Annotated in this window: 23 protein-coding genes; 8 read left to right on the forward strand and 15 right to left on the reverse strand. The window is 42.2% G+C overall.

The annotated features are described in order from the left end of the window. Positions 1-248: 248 nt before the first annotated feature. Positions 249-1,667 carry an SDR family oxidoreductase gene (locus G6053_RS14800; protein WP_165306934.1) on the forward strand — a complete coding sequence of 473 codons (1,419 nt, stop codon included), beginning with the start codon at positions 249-251 and terminating at the stop codon, positions 1,665-1,667. 124 nt (positions 1,668-1,791) lie between these two features. Here G6053_RS14800 and G6053_RS14805 read toward each other — a convergent pair whose 3' ends face one another. Further along, positions 1,792-2,052, reverse strand: coding sequence for a hypothetical protein (locus G6053_RS14805; protein ID WP_108634120.1), 261 nt, complete (start codon positions 2,050-2,052; stop codon positions 1,792-1,794). 255 nt (positions 2,053-2,307) lie between these two features. On the opposite strand from G6053_RS14805, the gene G6053_RS14810 reads away from it, so the two are divergent. Then, on the forward strand, positions 2,308-3,111 hold the full coding sequence (locus G6053_RS14810) for an SDR family oxidoreductase (RefSeq protein WP_165306935.1): 804 nt from the start codon (positions 2,308-2,310) through the stop codon (positions 3,109-3,111). A 64-nt stretch (positions 3,112-3,175) separates the two neighbouring features. After that, entirely contained in the window at positions 3,176-4,087 is a 912-nt protein-coding gene (locus G6053_RS14815) for a response regulator transcription factor (protein WP_165306936.1), read from the forward strand. A gap of 222 nt (positions 4,088-4,309) precedes the next feature. Here G6053_RS14815 and G6053_RS14820 read toward each other — a convergent pair whose 3' ends face one another. The 5 genes from G6053_RS14820 to G6053_RS14840 form a co-directional block, all read right to left on the reverse strand. Continuing rightward, positions 4,310-7,249, reverse strand: coding sequence for a M16 family metallopeptidase (locus G6053_RS14820; RefSeq protein ID WP_165306937.1), 2,940 nt, complete (start codon positions 7,247-7,249; stop codon positions 4,310-4,312). A 265-nt stretch (positions 7,250-7,514) separates the two neighbouring features. Beyond that, complete coding sequence (locus G6053_RS14825; RefSeq protein ID WP_165306938.1) at positions 7,515-9,146, reverse strand: RagB/SusD family nutrient uptake outer membrane protein; 1,632 nt, start codon at positions 9,144-9,146, stop codon at positions 7,515-7,517. Between the two features lie 11 nt (positions 9,147-9,157). Beyond that, the gene (locus tag G6053_RS14830; RefSeq protein WP_241255004.1) at positions 9,158-12,139 is read right to left on the reverse strand and encodes a TonB-dependent receptor; all 2,982 of its coding nucleotides are present in this window, start codon (positions 12,137-12,139) and stop codon (positions 9,158-9,160) included. 358 nt (positions 12,140-12,497) lie between these two features. After that, positions 12,498-13,409: an AraC family transcriptional regulator gene (locus G6053_RS14835; protein ID WP_165306939.1), complete on the reverse strand. Its 912-nt coding sequence runs from the start codon at positions 13,407-13,409 to the stop codon at positions 12,498-12,500. A 77-nt stretch (positions 13,410-13,486) separates the two neighbouring features. Continuing rightward, the gene (locus tag G6053_RS14840) at positions 13,487-14,326 is read right to left on the reverse strand and encodes an SDR family oxidoreductase (protein ID WP_165306940.1); all 840 of its coding nucleotides are present in this window, start codon (positions 14,324-14,326) and stop codon (positions 13,487-13,489) included. A gap of 259 nt (positions 14,327-14,585) precedes the next feature. On the opposite strand from G6053_RS14840, the gene G6053_RS14845 reads away from it, so the two are divergent. Together G6053_RS14845 and G6053_RS14850 are read left to right on the forward strand one after the other, a co-directional pair. Continuing rightward, positions 14,586-15,488: a cyclase family protein gene (locus G6053_RS14845; RefSeq protein WP_165306941.1), complete on the forward strand. Its 903-nt coding sequence runs from the start codon at positions 14,586-14,588 to the stop codon at positions 15,486-15,488. Between the two features lie 50 nt (positions 15,489-15,538). Beyond that, positions 15,539-16,105 (forward strand): hypothetical protein, encoded by a 567-nt coding sequence (locus tag G6053_RS14850; RefSeq protein WP_165306942.1) that lies wholly within the window; start codon positions 15,539-15,541, stop codon positions 16,103-16,105. A gap of 59 nt (positions 16,106-16,164) precedes the next feature. On the opposite strand, the gene G6053_RS14855 is transcribed toward G6053_RS14850, so the two are convergent. Together G6053_RS14855 and G6053_RS14860 are read right to left on the reverse strand one after the other, a co-directional pair. Beyond that, positions 16,165-17,115, reverse strand: coding sequence for a helix-turn-helix transcriptional regulator (locus G6053_RS14855; RefSeq protein ID WP_165306943.1), 951 nt, complete (start codon positions 17,113-17,115; stop codon positions 16,165-16,167). Between the two features lie 94 nt (positions 17,116-17,209). Further along, on the reverse strand, positions 17,210-18,046 hold the full coding sequence (locus tag G6053_RS14860; RefSeq protein ID WP_108634113.1) for an SDR family NAD(P)-dependent oxidoreductase: 837 nt from the start codon (positions 18,044-18,046) through the stop codon (positions 17,210-17,212). 222 nt (positions 18,047-18,268) lie between these two features. Here G6053_RS14860 and G6053_RS14865 point away from each other — a divergent pair, with 222 nt between their 5' ends. Both G6053_RS14865 and G6053_RS14870 read left to right on the forward strand, forming a co-directional pair. Beyond that, positions 18,269-19,261, forward strand: coding sequence for an SDR family NAD(P)-dependent oxidoreductase (locus tag G6053_RS14865; RefSeq protein ID WP_165306944.1), 993 nt, complete (start codon positions 18,269-18,271; stop codon positions 19,259-19,261). Positions 19,262-19,385: 124 nt separating this feature from the next. Beyond that, positions 19,386-20,198 carry an AraC family transcriptional regulator gene (locus G6053_RS14870; RefSeq protein ID WP_165306945.1) on the forward strand — a complete coding sequence of 271 codons (813 nt, stop codon included), beginning with the start codon at positions 19,386-19,388 and terminating at the stop codon, positions 20,196-20,198. A 74-nt stretch (positions 20,199-20,272) separates the two neighbouring features. Here the strand turns inward: G6053_RS14870 and G6053_RS14875 are convergent, their stop codons facing one another. The 3 genes from G6053_RS14875 to G6053_RS14885 form a co-directional block, all read right to left on the reverse strand. Beyond that, on the reverse strand, positions 20,273-21,265 hold the full coding sequence (locus G6053_RS14875; protein WP_165306946.1) for an Rpn family recombination-promoting nuclease/putative transposase: 993 nt from the start codon (positions 21,263-21,265) through the stop codon (positions 20,273-20,275). Positions 21,266-21,741: 476 nt separating this feature from the next. Beyond that, a complete protein-coding gene (locus G6053_RS14880; RefSeq protein WP_165306947.1) occupies positions 21,742-21,882 on the reverse strand; it encodes a hypothetical protein in 141 nt (46 codons plus the stop codon). 83 nt (positions 21,883-21,965) lie between these two features. Continuing rightward, entirely contained in the window at positions 21,966-22,850 is an 885-nt protein-coding gene (locus tag G6053_RS14885; RefSeq protein ID WP_165306948.1) for an NmrA family NAD(P)-binding protein, read from the reverse strand. Between the two features lie 199 nt (positions 22,851-23,049). Here G6053_RS14885 and G6053_RS14890 point away from each other — a divergent pair, with 199 nt between their 5' ends. Continuing rightward, positions 23,050-23,418: a helix-turn-helix domain-containing protein gene (locus tag G6053_RS14890; RefSeq protein ID WP_108634108.1), complete on the forward strand. Its 369-nt coding sequence runs from the start codon at positions 23,050-23,052 to the stop codon at positions 23,416-23,418. Positions 23,419-23,496: 78 nt separating this feature from the next. Here G6053_RS14890 and G6053_RS14895 read toward each other — a convergent pair whose 3' ends face one another. The 4 genes from G6053_RS14895 to G6053_RS14910 form a co-directional block, all read right to left on the reverse strand. Next, a complete protein-coding gene (locus tag G6053_RS14895) occupies positions 23,497-23,667 on the reverse strand; it encodes a hypothetical protein (protein ID WP_165306949.1) in 171 nt (56 codons plus the stop codon). Further along, positions 23,654-23,881 (reverse strand): hypothetical protein, encoded by a 228-nt coding sequence (locus G6053_RS14900; protein WP_165306950.1) that lies wholly within the window; start codon positions 23,879-23,881, stop codon positions 23,654-23,656. The genes G6053_RS14895 and G6053_RS14900 overlap by 14 nt, the downstream gene beginning before the upstream one ends. A gap of 400 nt (positions 23,882-24,281) precedes the next feature. Continuing rightward, on the reverse strand, positions 24,282-24,686 hold the full coding sequence (locus tag G6053_RS14905) for a DUF5675 family protein (protein ID WP_165306951.1): 405 nt from the start codon (positions 24,684-24,686) through the stop codon (positions 24,282-24,284). Positions 24,687-24,693: 7 nt separating this feature from the next. Further along, positions 24,694-25,449: a hypothetical protein gene (locus G6053_RS14910; protein WP_165306952.1), complete on the reverse strand. Its 756-nt coding sequence runs from the start codon at positions 25,447-25,449 to the stop codon at positions 24,694-24,696. Positions 25,450-25,588: the final 139 nt, after the last annotated feature.

The following is a 25,588-nucleotide window of genomic DNA, read 5'->3' on the forward strand; positions in this document are numbered from 1 at the left end:
TAACTAAGTTAGGAAATTTAAAAACTTGACCATTCAAATTTATGATTCAGCAGCAAACTAAAAAAAGGGATCCGCGATTATGGAGTAACTTCTGATTATACTGACTCAGGTTTCATAACGGCATTACCCCTAGTTTTTCAAAGGTATGATTTTGTCTTAATGGAATAAAATTGCACCAAATAAAACAATTTAGTTGCTATTTTAGTATATTTATGTACAATATGTATCTGCAATAAACAATTCAGGATATGAGAATTCTCTTAACCGGTGTTACAGGGTATATCGGAAAACGTCTTTTGCCTGTGTTGTTGGAACAGGGACATGAAGTTATTTGTTGTGTCAGGGATAAGGATCGTTTTGATCCAGCGGCAATCTCGGATCATGTTCAAGTCGTTGAAGTCGACTTCTTGGATAAGGAAAGCCTAAAAAATATTCCGCTTGAAATAGATATCGCTTATTTCCTGATCCATTCGATGGCTACGCAATCAGGTGATTTCCAACAGATGGAAGCCGAATGCGCGACCAACTTTAGCAACTTTATTGAAAAAACCAAGGCGCAACAGATTATCTATCTGAGTGGAATAATCAATTCCGATCGATTATCCAAACATCTCGACTCGCGGAGAAACGTTGAAAGTATATTGGCAAGCGGACGGATACCAATCACCACCCTACGGGCTGGTATCATCGTTGGCTCGGGAAGTGCATCGTTTGAGATCATACGAGATCTGGTCGAAAAACTCCCCATTATGATTACACCCAAATGGTTGCAAACCAAATGTCAACCCATCGCCATACGCAACGTGATCGAATTTATGATCGGTGTCATCGCTAATCCGCATACATTTAACAAGAGCTATGATATTGGCGGTCCTGACGTCCTGAGCTATAAAGAGATGCTACTGCAATACGCTGCCGAACGAAAACTGAGGCGACAGATTTATATCATCCCACTGATGACACCGAGGCTCTCCTCCTACTGGCTTTATTTTGTTACTTCGACTTCCTATAATCTGGCGAAAAACCTGGTCGATAGCATGAAAGTCGAAGTGATCTGTAAGCCCAATACTCTAGCGGATGAGCTCAGTATTAAGTTGATCAATTACGGACAATCGATACAATTAGCTTTTCAAAAAATTGAAAGCGACAATGTGGTGTCTAGCTGGAAAGATGCACAGACCAGTAAAATTTTATCTGGGGGACTCACCAGGTTACTCGAAGTACCCAGTTATGGTTGCTTCAAGGATATCCGTCAGGCTCCGCTCCAAGATAGTGAAGCTTCGTTGACCAAAATCTGGTCCATTGGCGGAAATTCGGGCTGGTATTATGGCAATTGGCTCTGGAAAATCCGTGGGTTCATGGATCAATTAGTCGGTGGCGTGGGTATGCGAAGGGGACGAAAAAACAAAAGCGATCTGGCTGCCGGCGATGCACTTGATTTTTGGCGCGTGCTAATAGCAGATAGAAAGACAAAAAGATTATTGCTTTATGCAGAGATGAAACTGCCGGGAGAAGCATGGCTAGAATTTAAAATCGAAGATAATATCCTGATACAGACAGCGACCTTTAGACCCTTAGGTATTGCTGGAAGACTTTATTGGTATGCTGTATGGCCATTTCATGGCTTTATATTCAGGGGCATGATAAACAGGATAGCTAAACCTTAAAAATAAGCATTCACACGTTATGATTTATAATGAAAATGCAATCCTTAAGTATTGATCTCAATATCATTACGTGGCCCCTCTAATCTCATGGAGTGCGGGCCAAGATACGGTATGATTTTTGGCTTTAAAGGCGATATCGAAGAGATAAATTACGCCAAATCTCTGTCGCAAAGTGCTGATCCGAATGCCTGTTTTCAAAAAACCAGTAGTCGCCCCTTTTTACTAGTTTTTGATCAATTCCGTCGAGCAAAATTGGCAATTCCGTATCGAGCTTTGATAAAGACTTTTTCAACAACACCAGCTGATAATCCTGTCCTTTGTAAGTTAAACGGAACACCTGTGAACGATGTGGCTCGCCGCTTATCCCGTCAATCGTGCCTTGCATAAATATAGATCTTCTAAAATTTTTAAAATACAGCAATTACGCCAATATGATTACGCTAAAAAGTTACTAATCGAGCAAAAATCAGCTTAACAGTGCATAATTTTTATAACGAATATCAACAAATAATCGTGCCAAAGTCGATGATTTTTTTACCCATTTTGATTTCGTCATTTTGGCTACAACCAAGCTCAATATGGCAACAAATACCCTATGCCTTCTTTAGACATTTGTATTATTGAATCAGATAATAACACTATGAGAAAGACAATTTTCATTACAGGAGCTTCTTCCGGGTTAGGGAAAGCAACTGCCAAGCTATTCCAACAAGCGGGCTGGAATGTTATCGCAACAATGCGAAATCCCGAAAATGAAACCGAGCTTACCGAAATCGAAAACGTTACGCTATTAAAATTAGATGTAACCGATCCTGCACAGATCAAAGAAACTGTTGAAAAAGCAATCTCTTTGGCCAAAATCGATGTAGTTTTCAATAATGCAGGTTATGGATTGATGGGCGCGTTTGAAACCTTGAGCGACGAAAAAATACTTCGTCAAATCAACACCAATCTGTTGGGTGTATTGCGTGTTACACAAGCATTTATCCCATATTTTAGGTCACAGCAAAGTGGTTTATTTATTTCGACCACATCAATTGGTGGATTTATGGGATTCCCGCTAAATTCGATCTATCATGCAACAAAATTCGCCTTGGAAGGCTGGAGCGAAAGTATGTCCTTTGAATTGAAAAAATTTGGGATAGCGATCAAAACTGTTGCTCCAGGAGGAATTGCGACAGATTTTGTAAGTCGTTCATTGGATATGAATCGATCATCCGACTATGGAGACATCGAAAACAAACTGTTAGAACAAATGGATCTGATGATGCAAAACGCATCCACGGCAGAGCAAATTGCCCAGGTGGTGTATGAAGCCGCAACGGACAATAAAGATCAGGTACGCTATTTGGCGGGTGTAGATGCAAATGCATTATATGAAAGACGTCTAACAATCGGTAAAGAAGCTTTCAGGCAAGAAATCGCGAAACAATTTGAGGCATAATTTTTAAATCGGCAACTGTCTTTACGGGCAGTTGTTTTTTGTAAATTTGTAAAACAAAAACAGGATGTACATTATCAATTCCATATCCGAATTTCATAAGCAATTGTCATTGCCGGCGCCGTTACATCCGCTCATCAGTGTAATTGATGTCGCTGGAATAAAACCTGATGAAAGCAACATTTGGGAGCAGTTCTGTGTCAATTTCTATAGCATTTCCCTCAAAAAAGATGTTACCGCAAAAATAAAGTACGGACAACAATATTACGATTTCGACAAAGGAACCATGAACTTTATAGCGCCCAGACAGATTCAGTCGTTAACGATTTCTGAAATCAGAAAAATGAACATTGAATGCGGAAAAGGTTACATGCTTATGTTTCACCCTGATTTTTTGTATACGCACACACTTGCAAGCACAATAAAAAATTACAATTTCTTTTCGTATGCCCTTAACGAAGCATTACATCTCTCCGAACGGGAAGAAAAAGACATTGTAGAAATTTTTCTTAAAATCGAAAAAGAGTATCAACATATCGACAAACATACCCAAGGTATTATTTTGTCACAAATTGATATGCTATTGCAATACAGCAACCGGTTTTACGAGCGTCAATTCATCACACGAAAAGCTGTTAACAATGCGCTTCTGACACAATTGGAAAAATTGCTGGATGCCTATTTCGACAGCGAAGAAACATTAAAGCAGGGGCTTCCGACGGTAGAGTATTTAGCAGAAAATCTCCATGTTTCAGCACGTTATCTAAGCGATTTACTACGGTCACTGACGGGTAAAAACACCCAACAGCATATTCACGACAAGTTAATTGAGGAAGCCAAAGAAAAACTCACGGCGACAAGTCTCTCAGTGGCAGAAATTGCCTACAAGCTCGGTTTTGAACATCCACAATCATTCAACAAACTATTTAAGAAGAAGACCAATGTTTCACCTCTAGCATTCAGACAATTGTTTAATTGACCTCTCCTCAGGGGTTCTTTTGATTTCCTATTTTTGCGTTTAAAGGTAATTTCCCGCCGTAGAGCTGAATGGTACGACATGAAGTCTGAAGAGAGGAATACAATACCTTCAGAACCCAATACATGAGCTAAGCAATAAGCCACTTATAAAAAAGGGACCGACGTATGCCAACGCGGTCCCTAATAAAACTATAAACTATTAAAAATATCTCTTCCGTTTGGATTAGTATCCAAAGATTTCATTTAAGCTAAGCTTAGTGATTTTACCAAGTGCGGTGATATGGTCCTGATTCAGGTCCTTCTCCTCGCCCACAATGCAATAGCTATAGGGTTTGCGGCTGATATTATCGCTGTGAAATTGTTTAAGATCAGTGTATGACAATTGAGGAATTTTTTCAAAGATCATTTTTCTTGAATCTTCGGTAAGTCCACGGCGTTGTGCCGCCATATAGCTCGAAAGGATACCGGTCCCCGTGATACGTTCACTAGCCAATGATTTTAATAAATTCGTACGTACCGATTCCAAGCCTACAGCTGATTCTGGCAGTTCATTCAAAAGCTCATTCATACCACCTACAGCATCTTTAAACTTATCCGATTGCGTGCCGATATAAGCACCGACCATGCCATGGTTTTCTTTCTTTTGTGGTTGTGCATAGTAGGCATATGTCGTATAGGCCAAAGCTTTGGATTCCCGAAGCGTCTGGAAAACAATACTGCCCATACCGCCACCAAAGTAGCCATTGAAAAATGCAACCGTCGGCAGTTGGTTTTTATCAAATAATCCTGAATTTCTGATCCAGAATACTTCAACCTGCTTCATACCATACTGTGCAAAGAATACTTTGTTCTCGTCGGTCGGCTTTTCTACAAATTTTACACCCTTTTCTATGGTTGCATAGGCCGTGTTGTTATTTTTTAGCGGTGTAAGATTTTTCACCAACGTATTTACAGGCTCCGGTCCATAATAGAGAATACGGTGTTTCGCATTCGCTAACTTATGCAATACCGCGACTAGGTCTGCCGCTTTCAATCCATCCAGTTCCTGATCGGTATAGGTGTAATTAAATGGGTTTTTGGCACCATAACGCGCATAGGCTTTTAGCCCCTCCATGATAGAAGCTTTATTCTCCTTGGCATTGGTACGGGATTTTTTAACACGGTCAATGAATGCGGTAAATGCGCGCTCATCCGCTACACAGTTATGCATCAGATCCTGCAGCAGACCGACTGACTCCTTAAAATTACTGCCCAAACCAGAAATAGAAACACTGCTTTCCTCATTTCCGGAAGAAACTGAAAAGTCTGAGGCCAGCTTATAGAATGCTTTGCTAAACTCTTCACTGCTCCTATTCTTCGTGCCCAAAAATTCCAGGTATCCGACGGCCAAGCCCAGTAACTTGTTGTCCCAGCTTCCAAAATCATAATGATAAGTCAGGGTAAATAGTTCGTTATTTTTGTTTTGAACAGCCAATACATCCAAATCCTTCAGTTTTGCTTTGGAAATCTCTTTATCAAAATCTAACCATTTAGGACTGATATTCTGCTCCGGCATAGCATTAATCTGTTTCAAAAATGCAGACTCCACATTCCGATTGACCGTAATAGGCGTAATGGCTGGCTTGACTACTTTATCTACATTGGCGTCCTGCCCTTTTTCCTTGAAAATGGTCACATAATTGACGTCAGAAATATATTTATTGGCAAAGCGAACAATATCTTCTTTCGTAATCTTAGACAAGCGGTCTGTATAAGCCAACTCTTTTGCCCAATCCAACTCAGAATTAAAGCCTGACATCAGTTGCTCGGCGGTACTGGAGTAGTTTTCGAAGAGCTTAATCTGTGATTTTTTTTCATTATTGATGATAGATGTCAACAAGTCCGCAGAGAAATCTCCTTTTCTCAATTTGTCCAATTCAGCCAACAACAGTTTTTTGACATCTTCAAGGCTCTGACCTGTGCCTGGGTTACCTTGAAGAATAAGCATCGAATAATCTTTTAGAACATAAGGAAATGCACCTGCTCCCAATAATTTCTGCGACTTAACAAGGTTCAGGTCGATCAAACCGGCAGATCCATTGGTAAGTACATTAGCCATTAGATTGAGGATCTGCGCATCCGGATGTGCTGCCCCCGGGAAACGAAAACCCATTAAGACGTATTCAGCAGCAGGGCCTTTGACAGTCTTTGAAATTGGATTTGTGATGGGCTGCTCTTGCTCAAAGGTATATGCCGGCACGGGTTTGGATTGCATGCCCGAAAACGCCTTGTCTATGCGCTTAATCACATCGGTGGGATTAAAATCACCCGACATAATCACACCCATATTATTCGGAACATAATAAGTGTTGTAATATTCGCGGATTGCTTTGAGCGATGGATTTTTAAGGTGCTCCACAGATCCCAAAACGGTTTGCTTGCCGTAGTTATTATTGGGAAACATGGCCGCAAAAATAGCTTCGATCGACTTTCTGTTATCGTTATCTAAACTTATATTTTTTTCTTCGTAGACTGATTCAAGCTCTGTGTGGAATAATCGGAGGATGGGATTGCGGAATCGCTCCGCTTGTACAGTCAGATATTTATCAATGACATTGCTGGGGATATCTTCCACGTAGACCGTTTGCTCAAAGGAGGTAAACGCGTTCGTACCCTTGGAGCCCATGCTGCTCATCAGTTTATCATATTCATTCGGAATGGCATATTTTGATGCCTCCCCCGATACACGGTCGATTTCTTTATAGATAGCCGTGCGTTCATTAGCATCTGTACTATGGTTGTATTTTTCATAGAGGTTGTCGACCTCGTCCAGCAGTGGTTTTTCTTTGGACCAGTCCAAACTACCAAACTTGTCGGTTCCTTTAAAGAGCATATGCTCCAGGTAATGTGCCAGTCCGGTATGATCTTTTGGGTCTGTTTTGCTCCCAGCTTTAGTTGCGATATAAGCCTGTATGCGAGGCTGTTTGTTGTTGGGGCTTAAAATAACGGTCAATCCGTTTTTCAATTTGTAAAACCGCGTTTGAACCGGGTCGTTGGTCACATATTTATAGGTATAGCCCCCCTCTGAGGTCTCTTTCCACTGATATTTCCCGACTTGCGCCTGAATACCGGTCGTTATAAACAATAGCGAAAGGAAAGCTACTGTTTTCATTTTTCTATTCATAAATAAACAATTTAGCGAACATAATCTTGATAATAGTTGGCAATAATATTTTCAACAATATTAAACTTTAACCAAACAATTATCAATGTAGAAGCTTAAAAACAATAAAATTTATAGAAATATTAATACTAGTCGATACAATATTCAGAAAACTCATCAGCATGTTATAAAAAAGAAGATTTTTTTCAGCTAACTCCCAACCTATTGTCTATGAAACAGAAAAGGGTCTATCCAACTTGGATAGACCCTTTTTCTGTTGTTGTTGTTATTGGTAACCCTGGTTTTGTGTAAACTCATCTTTATTGGTGATGGCATCCAGCTGCGCTTGCGGTATCGGCCTTACCTGATGGTAATCCTGGATATAGGTGGCGATATCGGGGTTGTGTGCTTTCACGCGTTCAAGCAATTTTCCGGTACGTTTGAGGTCAAACCAGCGGATCTGTTCGCCGGCAAACTCCCTTGCCCGTTCATCCAGGATAAAGTCAAGCGTCATCTGTGGTGCTGTGACTTTCATGTCTTCTTCCTTACCGGATTGTGCTGCACGGGCACGGATGATGTTGACCCAGTGTGCTGCCGAATCCCTATTGCCCAGACGCAACTGTGCTTCGGCCGCATTGAGATAGAGCTCGGCAAAACGGATCACGAAGACGTCCCGCGCACTCTGCGCTTCATTGGACGAGGGGCGTGTCGGATCCAAAAATTTGCTCAGTGTCGGATACCGCAATTGATCTTTTACCTTGCCGTCGCTGGCATAAATATAGTTTCGGTCGTATACCTTATAGGCTTTGCCCACATTGCTTACCGTCCGGCGCGTAGCATACACGGCGGTATCGCCCAGTTTGACGGTTGCCGTCGGGTTATTCGAATAGAAGACCTCTTTAAACGATGCTGCGTATCGGCTATCCCCTTCGGGGTACAGATCCAGTAGAAAACGTGTTGGCATATACCGGTTGAATGGCCGGCCATTTCCCAGGTCGCGCTGCATGCCCGTCTCCGTGTCGTATTTCATAAGAAATAGCAGGTGCCCGTTGTTGCTGCCCCGGTTGTGTCCGAGGGGATTCAATATTTCATCGCTTTTATCATTTAACGCCAGGTCAGTCGAATAATTGACTGTATAGACCACTTCTTTATTTTTCAGATTGGCCATATTCCAGAGATCCGCATAGTTTTTGAGCAGTTCAAAACCATAGTTGCCTTTGATGACCGACAATGCATAGTCGTTGGCTTCTTTATATTTCCCTTCCGACAGGTATACGCGCGACAAAAAAGCGCGGGCAGCAGGATTGGTCACGCGGCCATAATCTTTGCTTGTGTTAGGTAGATCCTTGATCGCTGCGAGCAGGTCGGATTCAATCAGGGCATAAAACTCTTCGGGCGCCGTTTTATTAGCCGTCGTGATGATGCCTGCGGTTTCCGTGGTGCTCAGGTGCACACCGCCCCAGGTCTGCAGGATATGCCAATAGTAAAATGCCCGTAGAAAACGCAGTTCGGCCAGTCGAATAGCCTTGGTGTCCGGAGCTAGACCAGCAGCGTCAATACGGCCAATACCTGCGTTACAGACATTGACAGCCGAATACAATGCTTTCCATTCGGTCTCCAGGGCTGCATTATTACCCTGAAGATTAATATATTTCATCAGATCCGGAAAGGTGTCGCCGGCGCCGCTCATCCAAAGATCCGTGCCCATTTCGGACATGCTGTAGCCCTCCTCCTTACCATACCACCAGCGCTGATAGGCATAGGCAGCATTTACCAGCGACTCAAAGCCCTCGGGCGTCGCGAAAACAGATTCTGAGGTCAGCCCACTCGGATTGTATTCATCCAGGATTTTTGAACAGCTCGACGAAGCGAGCACGACCACAGCAGCTAACAGGATATTTTTAATAGTTCTTTTCATTTTTTTAGCAATTAAAATCCAACATTCACACCGAAAACAAACAATTTGGTCATCGGGAAATTCTCCGATCCACCCCTTTCAGGATCGTATGAGTTCAGCAGATCCGATTTTGTCCAGGTAAAAGGATTCTTGGCCGTACCATATACCCTTAATTTTTTGATAAAGCCATCTTTTAATATGGATTGCGGAAAATTGTAGCCCAGTGATATGTTCCGGATGCGCAGGTAAGACCCGTCCACATAACCCAGGGAGCTGGAGTAAAGCGTGCTCGCCAGTGAGAGCCCTGAGTTTGGCCTAGGATTGGCATTAGTCGGATTTTCCGGAGTCCAATAGTCGATAATAGCTGTACTTTGCCCTAGCCCCTGCGGATCATAGCGCCGCAAAAAATTGGGCTGTAGTGTTTGGCCCCAACGTGCAAAAAGCAATATATTGAGATCAAAGCCCTTATAGCTAAAGGTATTGTCCCAGGAGCCGAACCATTTTGGTCTTGGCGTACCTATGATAACGCGGTCATTGCTCGCATCTATCTTTCCGTCACCATTGACGTCCCTTACACGGATATCGCCTGGTTTCTGATTGAACTTGGCAGCTTCTTCCTCCTGTCCCAACTGCCAAATGCCTAGTTTGTCGTAATCATAGAATACCGTCGTTGGCTGGCCGATAAACCAGCCGTTTCCGATGTCATCGGCATTGGTCACCAGTTCGACGATCTCCTCCTTATTACGTGTATAAGAAATTGAGGTGTTCCATTTCAAGTTGCTGTCTTTCAGAACATCCGCGTTTACGGTTATTTCAAAACCGCGATTCCGGGTTTTTCCAATATTCTGGATCACATTGCTTACGCCTGTCGAAGGCGGAAGTCCTCGTTCGAGCAATAATTTCGATGTTTTGGAGTCGTAATAATCGATGGTACCGGAGATACGTCCTTTCATGAAGCCGAAGTCCAATCCCGCGTTTGTCGTCGCGGTAATCTCCCAGCCCAGATTGGCGTTTCCGATCTGAGGCGCAAAGGTGTATCCCGTTGCCGAGGCATCGTCGTAGGCAAAAGCGACCCGGCTTAAGTTGCTCTGTGTCGAATAAGGCGACACCGCATAGTTACCTGCTCTACCCCAGCTCAATCTGGCTTTTAATTCGCTAAACAAGGTTTGATTCTTCATAAACGATTCATCCACAATGCGCCATCCCGCAGCGATTGATGGGAAAAAGGCCCATTTACTCCCCTTGGCCAATATGGACGATCCGTCAGAGCGCCCCGTGGCTGTAAGCAAGTATTTTCCTTTGTAGCTGTAGTTGACCCGTCCAGCAAAAGAAAGTAAATTATTCATGCTATATCCTGTGGTGGTGGCCAGGTTTTTCGACGCATTGCCCAAGGCATAAAAAAGCTGACTATCCAGGATGAGGCCTTCACCCGATGCATCAATGTGGTCAGATCTGTTCCAGAGGATACTATTGACCGCCGTGACCGTCAAATTATGGTCGCCAAATGAGTTTTGATACGACAATACATTTTCCCAATTGACTAAATGGCTATTTTCGGTGCCATAAGTAGCCTTGGAGGCCGATCCATTACGGTCAATGGTGTACATTCCGGCAAAGGAACCTTCACGGTTATTATTCAGTGTCACCCCAATCGTCGATTTACCCGAAAATCCTTTCCAGGGCTTTAGCTCGAGATAACCATTGATGAGGGTACGGGTCACGATATTTTGCGCATCATATGCATTCGGCTCGAGGTCGGCCAACGGATTGATGGCCGAGCCATTTAATGGATAGAGGATCAAACTGCCGTCATCGTTATAGATTTTTCCCAGCGGACTGATCTTATTGGCCTGATTTAAGGGATCGCGGGCTGCCTGAATTTTGTAATGTGTCACCTGCGACTGCATCCCCGCCCTAAAGTAGGTACCTAGTTCTTGATCAATATTCAGCCGGCCGCCAAAACGGTTGGATTTATCCTGTTCAAAGATCCCCCTTTCATTTAGGAAATCTCCGGAGAAGTAAACTTTTGTTTTTTCCGTCCCCGCGTTGATTCCGACCTGATAATTCTGTTGAAAACCCTCTTTGACCAAGTGATCAAAGTAGTTGATGTACTCGTTGTTTTTTATAGCCTCAAGCTCGGCTGTGTTGAAAATTTTTGTTTCGTCCGTTATAGTATTTGTTCGATAAGCCTCGCGTCGAAGTTTCACCCATTGGTCGAGGTTCATGACCTCGGGATAGCGGGCTACCTTGGATATACCAGCGTATGCGTTGAAAGCAATTTGTGCAGCTCCGGTTTTACCCTTTTTTGTCGTGATAATGATCACACCATTGGCTCCCCTGGAACCGTAGATCGCCGTAGAAGAAGCGTCTTTGAGCACTTCCATCGATTCTACATCATTTGGGTTGATATCCTGAATATTGCTGTACTGGATCCCATCCACAATATACAAAGGGCCATTTTGAGCCGTTATGGAGCGGTTGCCCCGGATCGTGATATTGACGCCTGAGGATGCCGATCCGCTGCTGCGGGTCACATCCATCCCTGAGACTTTGCCCTGGACGGACTCCAGCATATTTGCCGATGGTACTTTGGCAATTTCGTCCCCCTTGACCGAGACAACAGAGCCCGTCAGGTCACGTTTCTTAACCGTACCGTAGCCTACGACAACGACTTCATCGAGTTGTGAATCATTTGACTGGAGGACGATCGAGAGTGCTTTTCCAGGCACGATCGCCACATTCTGGGCATCTGCCCCCAGATAGGTGACAGACAGTTGTTTGACCTCTTTGGGCAGTTTAAGTGAAAAATTTCCATTGGCATCCGATGATGTCGATATAGAGTTGTTGCCCACCGAGCGAATTGTCGCTCCAGACAGCGGCTTCCCCTGGGAATCTTTCACTGTCCCTTTGACACTTTGTTCCTGTCCCCATGCGTTGGGCGCGGACAAAACAAGCATCGCGCTTAGGGCAGTAGGCAGTAGGATCCTACTCTCCCATTCAATCTTTGGTCTCATAAGGTTGTTAAGTTTATAATTTAATTATTTCCCTTTGCGGTCGTGCAACCGCTTGCATTTTGAAATTAAGTATTTATCATACAAACTGCTAGACATATTTACGCAATCGTTGCCGGCAAGACGGTCCAGTTTTCCAAATGTATCTGGCTTTGGATATCTTCGACTCAGGTTAGAATTTATTGATGAAACATACCCTCTTGCTAAGGCTTGATACAATAGAAAGCAAACAGCACAATCGCACCGTTCGGGCAAGCGGAATTATGTGAAATATAGCAAGGAAAATCAGTCGGCATTTCTGGAAAGCTTTTCATCATGGCCCTATTAACCTATTCAGTAACCGGTCCATGTTCCTGTAATTTTATGCTAGCCCATTCACCTCCCTGAAGCGGATCGGTGCCATCTGCGTCATTTTTTTGAAGAAATTATTAAAATGAGTAGCCTCTTTAAAACCTAAAGAGTAAGCGATTTCTGAGACGTTCCATTCGGTATGTCTCAGTAATATTTTTGCCTCCTGCAACAAACGCTCCGCAATAATCGTGGAGGTTGTTTTTTCTGTGGTCACCTTGACGGCCCTATTTAGATGGTTGACGTGAACGGCGAGCTGATCTGCGAATTCACAGGGCGAACGAAAGCTAATCCGCTGCCTCACATCTTCAATCGGAAACTGACGTTCTAAGAGTTCCAGGAACATATGGGTGATCCGTTGGGAAGCATTCGTTTGTTGCTTTTCAACTTTTGAAGCCGTTTTCATCCGATGGGTATAGTGCAGCAGGTCAAACACGAGATTTCTCAGCAGATCATATTTATGTTCATAATCCGAATTTAATCCATCCTGCATCTTGAGGTACACCTGCTTTATATCTTCCAATTGCTCATCGGTGAGCTCAAAAACAGGTATGGCATTGGGTTTAAAAACTTCGTAGTCGTTGAGATTGCCAAAATGGTGAAAAAATGATGCTGTAAAAACACAAAAAAATCCAGCTTTATAATCGTCAATCCATTCAAATTTGTAAGGGATCTGCGGATTTGTAAAAAATAAGGCCTGCTTTTTAATTTCAATGACCTTATCAGCATAATGTATTCTATTTCTGCCGATTATCAAGGTAATTTTAAAATAATCTTTCCTGCTGTAGACCACAGGCTTGGTATGCTTACCTATATATTCATCTATTTTAAAAACATTGAAATGCCCCACCCCATTTCGGATATTTTCGGGGATCTGGTCAAATTTAGATTGGTAAAATCCCTCCAGCGACTGCATTTTTTCCATAGGATAAATATACGAAAATCAAACAAAAAGTGTTGTCACTCGGGAGTGGCAACACTTTTTGTTTTTGGATTAAGATTTTAATTAAAATCAGTAGAATAAGAAATATTCTTGTTGCTTTCCAGTTCTTCTGAAAGCAACTTAATTTTTTCCGTTGCCCTTTTATAGGCATCGCTTCCGAGATATAGCCGTACAGGGGGATTCGGATTCTCTGTCAGATCAATAAACACCTGAGCCAGCTTTTGGGGGTTACCGATTTGTGTTCCGTTCATTGCTGCATATTTTTCGTGAGAGGCTGTGATCGCAGTGTAGCTGTCGATTTTCTTTTCAGCTAAAACCAGCGAGCTATCTTGTAGAAACTCCGTCCGGAATGCCCCTGGTGCCACCACTGTTACTTTAACACCAAACTCTTTCACATCCTCTGCCATCACCTCTGAAAGCCCTGTTACCGCATATTTTGTTGCCGCATACATTGCCCAGCCCTTTCCCGGGGCAAATCCGGCAATAGATGAAATGTTGATAATATGGCCCGATCGCTGTTGCCTGAAGTAAGGCATCGCAGCCTGCATCGTTTTGATAACGGCCATTACGTTGATGTCAAAACTATCCTTGATTTCTTTCTGACTTAATTCTTCCACAGCACCACCTATCCCATAGCCTGCATTATTTACCAACACATCAATTTTCCCGAACTGTGCAACCGTACGTTCAAACGCTTCACGGATAGATTGCTCACTTGTCAGATCCACTTCCAATGGTAAGAACTGTTGCTCGTCAAAATGCCCGACGGCGTCAATTAGATGTTGAGATTTTCTACTTGTTGCTGCTACGCTATACCCTTTTTCGATGAGCTTTTTCACCAACGATAGCCCCATTCCTTTGGAGGCCCCGGTTATAAACCATACTTTATTTGTCTTCATATTAAACTTATTTATAGGACAAAATTAGCACTTCAATGCCCGGCAGGGTTAACAAAATAGAAACAATAGCTTACAAAAATCAAACAATTGAGCGTATTCCACAACAACTCAGCGCTAGCATAAGTCAACAAAAATTATGACACCGTCAAATGGAGACCAAAATATTTTGGTACACTCCTGTTAAAAATAAACCGTACTTTCATTAACTTCGTTATCTTAACATTTCCGTTTATTTTTATCAACTTGCATACAGACCAACATGGATAAACGCGTAAAATTTGATTTTGAAGTATACTTTACCAATGGTGGCAGCCTCAAGGGCGAAGATTTCCGCTTGGATATCAACGGCGATACGATTAGCGACACGGAGCTCGCCGACTATATTATTCAGGATCTCCGGCTGCTGATGGCCGGAAAAGTAAATATCCTCAATAAGGAAATATTTGAAGAAGCCCATAAGCGTAAAGTTGCGCCGGCAGAAACCGCAACGGAACAGCTTATTGACCTCAGCCATACGATCGAAAATGGCCTTGTTACTTACAAAGGGCTGCCCGCCCCGATTATCTGCGATTACCTATCCAGAGCAGACTCCAGGAGCTATTACGATGAAGGTACCGAATTTCAGATCGGCAAAATAGAGATGGTCAGTAATACCGGTACCTATATTGACTGCCCTTTTCACCGCTATGAACATGGCAAGGATACCGCCGAAATGGACTTAAAGGCTTTTGTGGATCTGGACGCCGTTGTCATCAGGGTTCCCTACCGCAATGGACTGGCCATTACCGATCAGCAGCTCAAAAATAGGGAGATTAGAAACCGTGCGGTACTGATCCATACCGGATGGGATAGCCATTGGAATACCGAAGCCTACTATGAAAACCATCCTTACCTGACCGCAGCGGCAGCAACATACCTTGTGGAATGTGGTGTTAAACTGGTGGGCATTGATTCACACAATATCGATGATACCAGTGGACGATCACGTCCGGTGCATTCCACTCTTCTGGGATCAGAAATCCTGATTGTCGAACATTTGTGCCATCTGGACCTACTGCCTGATGACAACTTTACGTTTACGGCTGCTCCACCGAAGTTTAAAGGTGTGGGGACATTTCCTGTACGCGCATTTGCCAAGCTGAAAAAGGATGTGGCTGGATAGAAGCTTTACGATAAGAACGCCATATACGTAAATTAAATATAAGAAAGAAAATGGGTCAATACTTTTGGATTGCAATACCTGCACAGCTGTTTTTTCAGTATTGCGGCGAAACGATGGAAAAACATCATGCACACGCCTATACTGAAATGATAAACCGTCGTTCAGGCAAGCGGAATTATGTGAAATATAGCAAGGAAAATCAGTCGGAATTTTTGGAAAGCTTTTCATCTACGGATTATTATGGATTTTTCCTAACCACTTATCCCTTTTCAGATCAGGAGGATATAACAAGCTCTGGTCCCTTCTACGATTCGCCTGTGGCCGAATATACAATCGCAGGAAGCGGTGGCTATGAAACTGATCAGACAAGAGAAATCATCCACCTGCGGCAGATCATGAAGCAAGCTAACAAATCCGCAAAAGCATTTTTTGCGGCCTTGCAGCGCAACCTCAAAAAGATCTCAGATCTACGCGATACCTTGAGAAGTGGAAATAAAAACCATTTTTACCTGCCGACATCAAAAAGTATCATTCCACAAAACGCGCATAACCGGCTTATAGAAATGCCCTGGGAAGAACATTGCATCAGCAAAGACCTGGTCTATCGGCAAGAATAATTCCTATTAAGTGTGCTCCTCGGTTATTGAACCTCTGCAAAATCAATTGCTGTAAAAAATTAATTGAATTGAGCTCTATATTGCTGTGGACTCTGGTTTGTTTTCAATTTAAATAATCTGCTAAAGGATTGGGGCTGTTCAAAACCTAATTCAAACGCAATTTGGGAAATAGTTAGCGCTGTAGTAGATAACTTATTTTTAGCCCGGTAAATCATTTTATCATGGATAATTTGCTGCGTGTTTTGCCCTGTAAGATTTCGTAATAGATCACTTAAATAACTTGCTGACATATGCAGCTGATCAGCTACATAATTGACGGTTGGAACTCCGGCATTCATGCCCTTATCACTATTAAAATAACCTTCCAGCAACTGATCTATACTGTCGGTAAGACTAGGATAATTTTGTTTTCTGGTCAGAAACTGCCTGTTATAAAATCGTTGGGCATAATTTAGCAACAGTTCAATCTGGGAGATGATCACATTATGGCTCATGTCGTCTATACGGCTTTCAAGCTCGTCTTCTATAGCTCTGAATAGCGAAAGCATGGTTTCCTTTTCTTTGGTCGAAAGATGCAGCGCTTCATTGGTCGCATAAGAGAAAAAGTGATACTGATGGATCTTTTGTGCCAGTGGGTATTGTAGTAAAAAGTCAGGATCTATAAGGAGTGTGACCTGCGGACTAAGTATTGTTTGTTCCACAGTTTCCTCTTTATCCTTCTCTTCTATTGAAGAGAGAATTTGTTGTGGAGCCACAAAAAACAAACCTCCCTCTTTAAAGTCAAATTTAGTCTGACCATACATTAACTCTCCTCCAGCCTCCGGTTTAAAAGCTATTTTATAATAATTCAGTACGTGCGATCTATTAGGTGCACGACCTTTAAGTGGTTTGTCTACACCGTTTAACAAAACGATTAAAGGGTGCTTTGGGGGCGGAAAACCAGATGCCTCCATTACCTCAGCCAGTGTATTAAATCTTTTTAAGGAATGATTCGATTTTTTTGAAGCCATGTTATAAAAATTCCAGATTACAAGTTAGGCAATATTCGCTTTTCCTCATAAAAAAGAAAAGCGAATAAAAGCATGTCAAAAACATCATAGTGGATCAACCTTGGGCTGCTTCTGAAATAGTTTTCCAAGTTTCCCATTCCTGAATGCGTTCAGCATAGATTTGTTGAATATGTGGCAAATCGTTTTTACCCAGTAGTAATCTCAATGGTGGATTTTGATCATCTACAACAGCAAATATAGCCTCGATAGTGGCAATAGGATTTCCTCGTTCCAGCTTTTGTAAATTTTCCATCAAACTGCTCTTTAAAGCATCATACTCCGACAATTTTTTGCTGGCTATTTTTAGGGATTCAGCACTTCCAAATTCAGTATGATAAGCCCCCGGTTCAATCAGCGTTACTTTGATGCCAAAGGCCGCGACTTCTTTAGATAAACTATCGTATATCGCTTCAAACGCAAATTTTGAAGAACAATAATACCCAATAAGAGGATTACTATAAATACCAACAGCGCTCGACGTCCCCAAAATATGGCCATAACCTTGAGTTCGCAATATAGGTAATGCTGCCTGAATTACATGGATAGGGCCTATAATATTGGTTTCATACATCGCTTTTACCTCATCAGTACTGCCCTCTTCAATGGTTCCTACCAAAGAATATCCGGCATTATTGAATACAATATCTAATCTTCCAAAATATTCATTGGCCTTGCTAATAGCGTTTTGCACTTGCGAGGCATTAGTTACATCCACTTCGAGAATCAAAACCTGATCGCCATACTTTTCTTTTAATGGGAAAATACTATCGATATTACGTGCTGTAGCTGCCACTTTGTCTCCACGCTTCAAGGCGGCTTCTGTCCATATTTTTCCAAATCCTCTTGAAGATCCTGTAATGAACCAAACTTTTTCTTTCTGTTTATTTTTCATTTGTTAATTGTATTAATCTTAATGCAAAGTTGCTCCTAAATAGCTATATCTTACGTTGCCAGAATGAGGATTATCCTAACCAAAACAAAGAAAAACGAACTACTGGTATTGTTATAAAATCACCTGCCCTTTTGAACAAAGCTAATTAGGACTTTTGAACAAAACGGCGCATGTTAATCCGTCCTAATTTTGTCTCAGTAATAACAATTAAACGTATTCAAAATGGAAAAGAATAATTATCAGGGAGTTCAACAACAGCCTATCGGTTCGGGCTTCAATGCAAAATCAACAGCTGATGAAGTCATTCAAAACATCGATCTTACCGGAAAAATCGCTATTGTCACTGGCGGCAACACAGGAATTGGGTTAGAAACCACAAAAGTTCTCGCCGCAGCCGGAGCTACAGTAGTCATACCTGCACGCGATATTGAAAAGGCAAGGAAGAATCTGGAAGGAATTAGAAATGTCGAAATTGTCGCAATGGATTTAATGTCTCCCACATCTATTGATGCTTTCGCGGAAAATTTTATTGCCTCAGGAAGGCCCTTACATTTACTGATCAACAATGCAGGTATTATGTGGGTACCACTTCGCAGAGATGCACGGGGTATAGAATCCCAGCTGGCGACCAACTATTTAGCCCTATTCCAGCTCAGTGCCAGATTATGGCCGTCACTAAAAAAAGCCAATGGAGCACGCGTGATCAATGTTTCTTCCCACGGTCATCATTTTGCGCCTTTTAATTTTGATGATCCCCATTTCCTCCACAGCGCATATGAAACGTTACAGGGGTACGGACAATCCAAGACCGCTGTCAATCTTTTTTCAATGGAACTGGATGTGCGGGGACAATCTTACAATATCAGAAGCTATGCCGTTCATCCAGGTTCTATTGGTGGAACTGAATTAGGCAGAGAAGCTCCCCTGGAACTATTTCAGAAAATGGGTTTTGTGGATGCTGATGGCCATATGTTGCCTGAGGTAGCGGCATCATTAAAAACGATCCCACAAGGAGCAGCTACAACAGTATGGTGTGCTACAAGCCCTTTGCTTGAGCATATTGGAGGAGTCTATTGTGAGGATGGGGACATTGCAATACTATCATCAGATATGACCGACCAAAAAGGCGTACATCCTTATTCACTTGATGAAACCAATGCGAAGAAACTATGGAAACTGACAGAAGAGATGACGGGTATTCGCTTCAATCCGTAAATCAGCTTACTACTGGGGCAGGATTTGCATTTTGCCCCAATTTCGCAATGAACTTTTAAACAAAGTAAATGCTATTATTTCTTATCTTTAAGTTATTAATTTCCTTCATAAAAAAGCAAAAATCATGGAATACCAAGCCCGATACATTACCGAAGATATAAAGCTTTCAAGCTACGAAGACAAGTTTTTCAAATCAGATATTATGTTTGACCAGCATATGCTGGTCTGGTTTCTTTCCGGAGAAACCAAGATTGTACAGGCTGATGCTACCTATATATTTGGAAAAGGGGATATTTTTCTAATTCCCAGAAATCAGTTGGCGACTATTATTAATTATCCTAAAGACGGTGAGCCTCATAAAACTGTTGTCATGCATCTATCATTAGAGACTTTAAGGAATTTCTATGCAGGCAAGAATATAAATCCCCAACCCAAAAATTCACCGAAGATTTTTTGTTTCAATAATCACCCGCTCCTGGAAAGTTGCCTGGCATCGCTTATCCCCTATTTCGATATGAAGGATATCCCTGTGGATATTGCTTCCATTAAAATTACCGAAGCCATCAGTATTCTCCGAACGCTGAATCAAGAGATCGATCATGTGCTTGCTAATTTTGAGGAGCCCGGAAAAATCAACCTTGTCGATTATATGGAAAAGAATTTTATGTTCAATCTTCCACTGGAAAAATTTGGTTACCTCACAGGTAGAAGTCTTACAACCTTTAAGCGGGACTTTAAGAAGGCTTTCACCATGACTCCACAACGTTGGTTAACCCGTAAACGTTTGGAACTTGCCTATTATCAGCTTACAGAAAAGAAAAAAAAGCCCTTGGAAGTCTGTTATGAGGTAGGATTTGAAAATCTCTCCCATTTTTCATTTGCTTTCAAAAAGCAATTTGGATTGGCTCCCAGTCGTTTGGCCGATCCCCTATCGTAGTTTCAGGCGTTCTTCCTGTAGGTCCAAAAGATACAATTGCCTACAAATCGGGTCTTCGTCTATATTGGGAATACTTACTTTTTGTCTCTGGCTAGATCAGCCCGTACTTTCTGTACAAAATCAAGCGAAACCTCAGCAACACGCACAATAATATCATCGGTAAGCTTAAGTTCATTAATCAAATTTTCCACTACCTCATAGCTTTTCGCCTCAGCACCCCTCTCAATTCCTTCTTTAATCCCTTTCTTAAGACCTTGTTCGATACCTTGTTCGATACCTTTTTCGATACCTTGTTCAATACCTGTTTCGAGGCCTTTCTGAATAGCCTCGCTAAGCTGTTGCTCCTGATATTGGCGCACAGCTTCAGCATCCCATTTACGTTTTAGACTTACATCATACATTGCTCGTTCCTCCTTATTCAACTTTGCGTATTCCGCTATTTTAAATAATTTTTCAAATATAGTCTTCTTCAGATAGACCGGGATCTTGTTCAGTTTTGACATATTACGTAAAACATAAAGCCAACGATCAAGATCATTTTCTAATTCTGCCTCTACTTTTGTAAAGTTACGCAATTGAACGTAAATAAACCCCAACTCTTCATAAAAAACTCGACCTGTCTCCCTGTTACACAAACAGATATCGTGAATAACAGCGCTGGATTCTTCTGCTTGTGAAAAAGTAAATCCATCCATGAGTACCACAATGTATACTTCGGTTATCGCATAATTCCACGCTCGCCGTTTTCCTTTGGGAGCCTGATCCGCAATCAACTTACTGCTGTAGTAAAGCATACGTTTTTTCAAATTTATCTGTGCAGTACGTTGTACTTCAATCACAAACTTCTCACCATTATCAGCAGTACAGATAAGGTCAAAGATCACGGTACCGATCTCCTCGCTATCTCCTACATGTTCATTCTTTTCGTACAATAAATCGACAATAGATTTCCGTCCACGGAATAACCCATTCAATAGTGAAATCAATAAATCCTTATTGGGTTCGGATCCAAAAATGCGCTTAAAAGCATAGTCTGAAACTAGATCTATATAAACTGGCTCGCTCATAGATTCAATAATTGGTTGTTGCATGTAAATATCGCAAAAATAATTTAATAAAACTAATATTTTTAGTAAAAAATAAGTATAACACTTTTTGAATTAGTTTCAAAACTAACGGTGAGAATTATCTACGGATTATGACTATATTAGAAACAAATCCAATGTGGACTAAACAATAGTAAAGATATGAGTATAGAAAATTTTGATGAAATCATTCGCCGCAGTATGGAAATTAGAGAAAAATATCGCGAACTGGAATTGCTGCACCCTAAATATCTATTGTGTAAACTTTATTCTTTCTTATCCAAATAATCATCATCCAAAAGGTTTGCCAAATCAGTTCTTCGGGCAAATGTCTTTACTACGCCTTCCTTCATTAAGGTTTCAATTCTTAATCACGATTCGTGATATTCATATATATATCCATCACCGACCTCATCTAAATGAGCAAGGCGCACCGTTTGGGTGCGCCTTGTCATCCATTATGGACGTCTTCGCTTACTATAACGACCCAGTAAACGACTGGTTGCGAAACTGACCAGCGTACCCAGGGCAGCTGTCAATGCGGTTTGCAGTACATCGCCCAGCGAAATACTAAGATGGAGCAGATGGTGCCATTGCAAAAAGCGATGATTTTATTGATCGCTATCAAAATTCAACCCTTTTGTTTTCTTAGCAATACAATTTCAGTTGATCTATACTAATGTCAAATCAAATTTTGTTTTGCCCATTGTTCCATGGTAAGCCCAGGGCGTCCCAATACCGTCATTACATCATCCTTAACTACTGTCTGAGCTTCCATTTTACCGCTTTTTGCCAGCTCCATGGTAATGAGTGCACTTTCCATATAAGCTTTCACTGGTACCGATGGGATCTGTTCAATATAAGCTTTTAAAGCTTCTGGTCCTTGCACATTACATTTTATATCTTTTCCTGTAGCTTTAGATAAAATGTTTGCTACTTCTGGTCCAGTCAACACTTCTGTACTTAAGAAATAGTTAGCTCCCCCATGTTTCTGTGGTCCTTCGCGCAAGACAGCTGCCGCAACTTCAGCAATATCAGAAGCGAACACCCAACCTTGTTTGGCCTCACCAAAGAAAATCGAAAATGATCCTACTTCAGTGATGGGAGGGTCAACCACCAGTGTAGTGTCACTTATAACATTAGGGTGAAGGTGTGTCCATGAAATTCCACTAGTTTCAATATAAGTTTCGATAAGATCATGCCAGATAAAGTGTGGTATACGATCGCGACGGGAAGTAAACACCCCCAAGTGCACAATATGACTTACTCCTGCGTCCTCTGCAGCATCAACAAGCATTTTACTTTGACGAAGCATATCTGAGGTATAACCTGTCAATAAAAATACCCTATCCACTCCAGTTAATGCCGCTGAGAAAGTTTCAGGCCTATCAAGATCTAGTATTACGGCCTCATTACCTTCTGTTTTCCATTTCTCCAACAAATCGTTTCGCGTCGTTGAAAGCCTTACGCTCACACCCGTACTATCCTTACGCAGCTCCTTAACAACATGAGATCCCACACGTCCGGAAGCTCCAATTATGAGTACTTTAGCCTCTCTTTTAGCCATAACAAATAGATTTAAAATGTTTAAACTGTTTATAATATACATTACACGAATTCTTCTCTCATTATCTTAAACAAATGCCTAATTCTGCTAATTTTCTATTATAATTATCATTGTTCATATTCTTTAGCAAAACTATTAGAAAAATACTATACTTTTGTTATCTATTACAAAAAGGATAGTAGCTATTAAAAATATAATAATGAAAAAAGAGAAGATTGTGAAGGAGGAACAGACCTGTAAACATGCCCTGACATCAATTCGCGATACACTGGATGTCGTCGGCGGAAAATGGAAATTGATTTTACTTTTTGTACTCTTTGATGGTAAAAAAAAATTCAATCAAATATCCAAGGAGATTGGAATAAGTCCCAGGATATTATCCAAAGAATTACAAGAGCTGGAAATTAACGGTCTTATTAATCGAAGAGTTTGTGATACGAAACCGATCACCGTTGAGTATGAACTGACGGAATACAGTAAGACACTATCAGAGTTAATTACAGCAATGTGTAAGTGGGGCGAATTTCACAGGCAAAAAATTGTGTCTTCAACTGATTTGTCTGTTTAAAGATCTTTTATATCAGAGTCAGTAGTCGATAGTCAATTTAAAAAAAGGCGCACGACCCTGTGCGCCTTTTTAACCAACTCATTTTTTCCGTTTACCTAATTTCGCCAATAGCCTACTTGTCGCGAAACTGACCAGTGTACCCAAAGCAGCCGTAAGGACAGTCTGCAGTACATCACCGAGGGAAATACTCGCCCAGATGGAGCAGATTGTTCCACCGATAGTGGAGATACGGAGATCATTCAGCTTCATCGGCACCACTCCTTTCTTCGCTAAAGTCAGGGGGACTATCGACAGATGGCTTATTTACTTCTGGCGGTGGCTCCTCCTCATCCAGTACTGTCTCCAATATTCCCAATCCAATAGCCACATACCGCAATACATTCCCCACCTTACCCGGTAGTTTAACAGGCGCCCCCAGCACCAGCTGCAGCACCTGTCCTATTTTGTTAAAGATTTTTTTCATTTTGTTTGCATTCTTTCTCCATCTCCCTCCAACAAACCAAATCGATCAATATGAAGGGCAAGGAATAAAAATATAGCTTTCTGACTGTCAAGCTTTGACGGGATCTGGCGTAGATATGAATCACTGTCTGAGCGCAGCGAGTTTGATTCATATAGCCAGAGAACTAAAAAGATGACACAAAAGAAAGCAATGATTATTCCCGCCCTCCTTCATACCCACTTTATTCGCACAATATAGGAGGACAAAGAATTGAAAGCATCGCATTCCGACTGCCTATCGCTGACACAAGATGACGATAGCATAAATCATTGTCTGAGCGCAGCGAGTTTGATTTATGCCGTCAGCTTGCTAAGAAGATGGCACAAAGGAATGCAGTAGTCAATTCATGTCCTCCCCATTGCTATCGAATACTCAAATACACTTCATCACCCATATCCCACAAGCAATACACCAGCGCTTTGAGTTTGGCCAGGGCCTTACCACTTTCTGTGCCCTGCCCCTCGCCGGTCAGGCTGATGACCGGGGCGATACAGCCGAGCAGTTCGTCCTTAGCGTTATTTGCCGCGTGGATCAAGATCCCCTCGCGGTTCAGCACATTCGGAATACCAATCTGCTCCCCGTGCCGCTGGTAGCGGATCTTCTCCAGTTTGTACTGGCCGATCGGGATGCAGCTGATCCGCTTGATGTTATTGCGATCCGGCAGCTCGATCGTGTGGCAGATATGCTCGCCGTCGAAAGTAATTGTTCCATTTGTTCCCTCAGCCCCATATTTCCGGAGGAGCTTGAGGGTATGTTTGTTACTCATGGCTTTACTATGGAATATCGACCTCGACAATAGTCATCGCGTTGTAGGGATTGTTCTTGAGCGGATAGAATTCCCCATTGACCTCCTGATACATCGAGATCCCCACGATGATGTACACGACCTTTGTAGGATCCACCACTAACGGCACCCGGATAGTTTGCTCGGCATGCACGCCGATAAGCGGAATATATCCCGATTTTTCCATGACCGGACGTGGCGGAACCTCCTCGGCACTTAGCTCTGCGGCAGCCAGGGTGAATAGCATATGTGTAGCCCCCGGCAGCAACATGACGTCTTTCTGCGGATTGAATTCTGGAATGATCAGTGTCGCTTCGCCAGCGGTACGGTCATAGGCCGTGTCCAGTTTTTCACCCAGCAGCATTTTTAGGCTACTGGCCTGGTTGAACTCAAACCCTTTGAGCATGGCACTATTTTCCTCCAGAAAAATGCGCTCGCCACGCGCACTCAACGAATCCGACTTTTGGATCTTGTGGATCAGTGAGGTCAGCCTGTTGCGCAGGCTATTGTCTGCAAATGTGCGCAGCAGATTGTTCAGCTGGATCCGCAATAGTTTGGCTGTGCCCGCAGCAGTACCAAATTCGGACATGTTCTCCCGGGTACGCTGAAAATTGGGATCATTTAGGATTCTCGCTTTGTCCACGCCGCCTTTCATGCGGACCTCGTAACCGCGGTTGCGGTGTTTGCTAAAGGAAAGGTCCCCGACCTTGCCTCTAAACTTGATTAAACTTTCTTGTTTTGCCATGATATTAAGTTTTTGATGACATGACAAAGATGCTGAGCAGCAAACTGATCCCTGTCCAAAATGGCCGGATAAGGCCAACATGGCTTAAATAGACAGCATAGGGCTGAGAACGGCAGAATATGGCACAAAATGTCCATCA

The sequence above is a fragment of the Sphingobacterium sp. DR205 genome (genome assembly GCF_011064245.1).
Taxonomy (GTDB): domain Bacteria; phylum Bacteroidota; class Bacteroidia; order Sphingobacteriales; family Sphingobacteriaceae; genus Sphingobacterium; species Sphingobacterium athyrii.

Bases quoted from the DNA above. Each gene is read 5' to 3' on its own strand.
- G6053_RS14890 (WP_108634108.1), top strand. From the start codon at position 23,050: ATGAAAAAAGAGAAGATTGTGAAGGAGGAACAGACCTGTAAACATGCC.
- G6053_RS14870 (WP_165306945.1), top strand. From the start codon at position 19,386: ATGGAATACCAAGCCCGATACATTACCGAAGATATAAAGCTTTCAAGC.
- G6053_RS14875 (WP_165306946.1), bottom strand. From the start codon at position 21,265: ATGAGCGAGCCAGTTTATATAGATCTAGTTTCAGACTATGCTTTTAAG.
- G6053_RS14815 (WP_165306936.1), top strand. From the start codon at position 3,176: ATGTACATTATCAATTCCATATCCGAATTTCATAAGCAATTGTCATTG.
- G6053_RS14865 (WP_165306944.1), top strand. From the start codon at position 18,269: ATGGAAAAGAATAATTATCAGGGAGTTCAACAACAGCCTATCGGTTCG.
- G6053_RS14855 (WP_165306943.1), bottom strand. From the start codon at position 17,115: ATGGCTTCAAAAAAATCGAATCATTCCTTAAAAAGATTTAATACACTG.
- G6053_RS14830 (WP_241255004.1), bottom strand. From the start codon at position 12,139: ATGAGACCAAAGATTGAATGGGAGAGTAGGATCCTACTGCCTACTGCC.
- G6053_RS14845 (WP_165306941.1), top strand. From the start codon at position 14,586: ATGGATAAACGCGTAAAATTTGATTTTGAAGTATACTTTACCAATGGT.
- G6053_RS14905 (WP_165306951.1), bottom strand. From the start codon at position 24,686: ATGAGTAACAAACATACCCTCAAGCTCCTCCGGAAATATGGGGCTGAG.
- G6053_RS14810 (WP_165306935.1), top strand. From the start codon at position 2,308: ATGAGAAAGACAATTTTCATTACAGGAGCTTCTTCCGGGTTAGGGAAA.
- G6053_RS14910 (WP_165306952.1), bottom strand. From the start codon at position 25,449: ATGGCAAAACAAGAAAGTTTAATCAAGTTTAGAGGCAAGGTCGGGGAC.
- G6053_RS14900 (WP_165306950.1), bottom strand. From the start codon at position 23,881: ATGAAAAAAATCTTTAACAAAATAGGACAGGTGCTGCAGCTGGTGCTG.
- G6053_RS14840 (WP_165306940.1), bottom strand. From the start codon at position 14,326: ATGAAGACAAATAAAGTATGGTTTATAACCGGGGCCTCCAAAGGAATG.
- G6053_RS14805 (WP_108634120.1), bottom strand. From the start codon at position 2,052: ATGCAAGGCACGATTGACGGGATAAGCGGCGAGCCACATCGTTCACAG.
- G6053_RS14860 (WP_108634113.1), bottom strand. From the start codon at position 18,046: ATGAAAAATAAACAGAAAGAAAAAGTTTGGTTCATTACAGGATCTTCA.
- G6053_RS14800 (WP_165306934.1), top strand. From the start codon at position 249: ATGAGAATTCTCTTAACCGGTGTTACAGGGTATATCGGAAAACGTCTT.
- G6053_RS14835 (WP_165306939.1), bottom strand. From the start codon at position 13,409: ATGGAAAAAATGCAGTCGCTGGAGGGATTTTACCAATCTAAATTTGAC.
- G6053_RS14820 (WP_165306937.1), bottom strand. From the start codon at position 7,249: ATGAATAGAAAAATGAAAACAGTAGCTTTCCTTTCGCTATTGTTTATA.
- G6053_RS14895 (WP_165306949.1), bottom strand. From the start codon at position 23,667: ATGAAGCTGAATGATCTCCGTATCTCCACTATCGGTGGAACAATCTGC.
- G6053_RS14885 (WP_165306948.1), bottom strand. From the start codon at position 22,850: ATGGCTAAAAGAGAGGCTAAAGTACTCATAATTGGAGCTTCCGGACGT.
- G6053_RS14825 (WP_165306938.1), bottom strand. From the start codon at position 9,146: ATGAAAAGAACTATTAAAAATATCCTGTTAGCTGCTGTGGTCGTGCTC.
- G6053_RS14850 (WP_165306942.1), top strand. From the start codon at position 15,539: ATGGGTCAATACTTTTGGATTGCAATACCTGCACAGCTGTTTTTTCAG.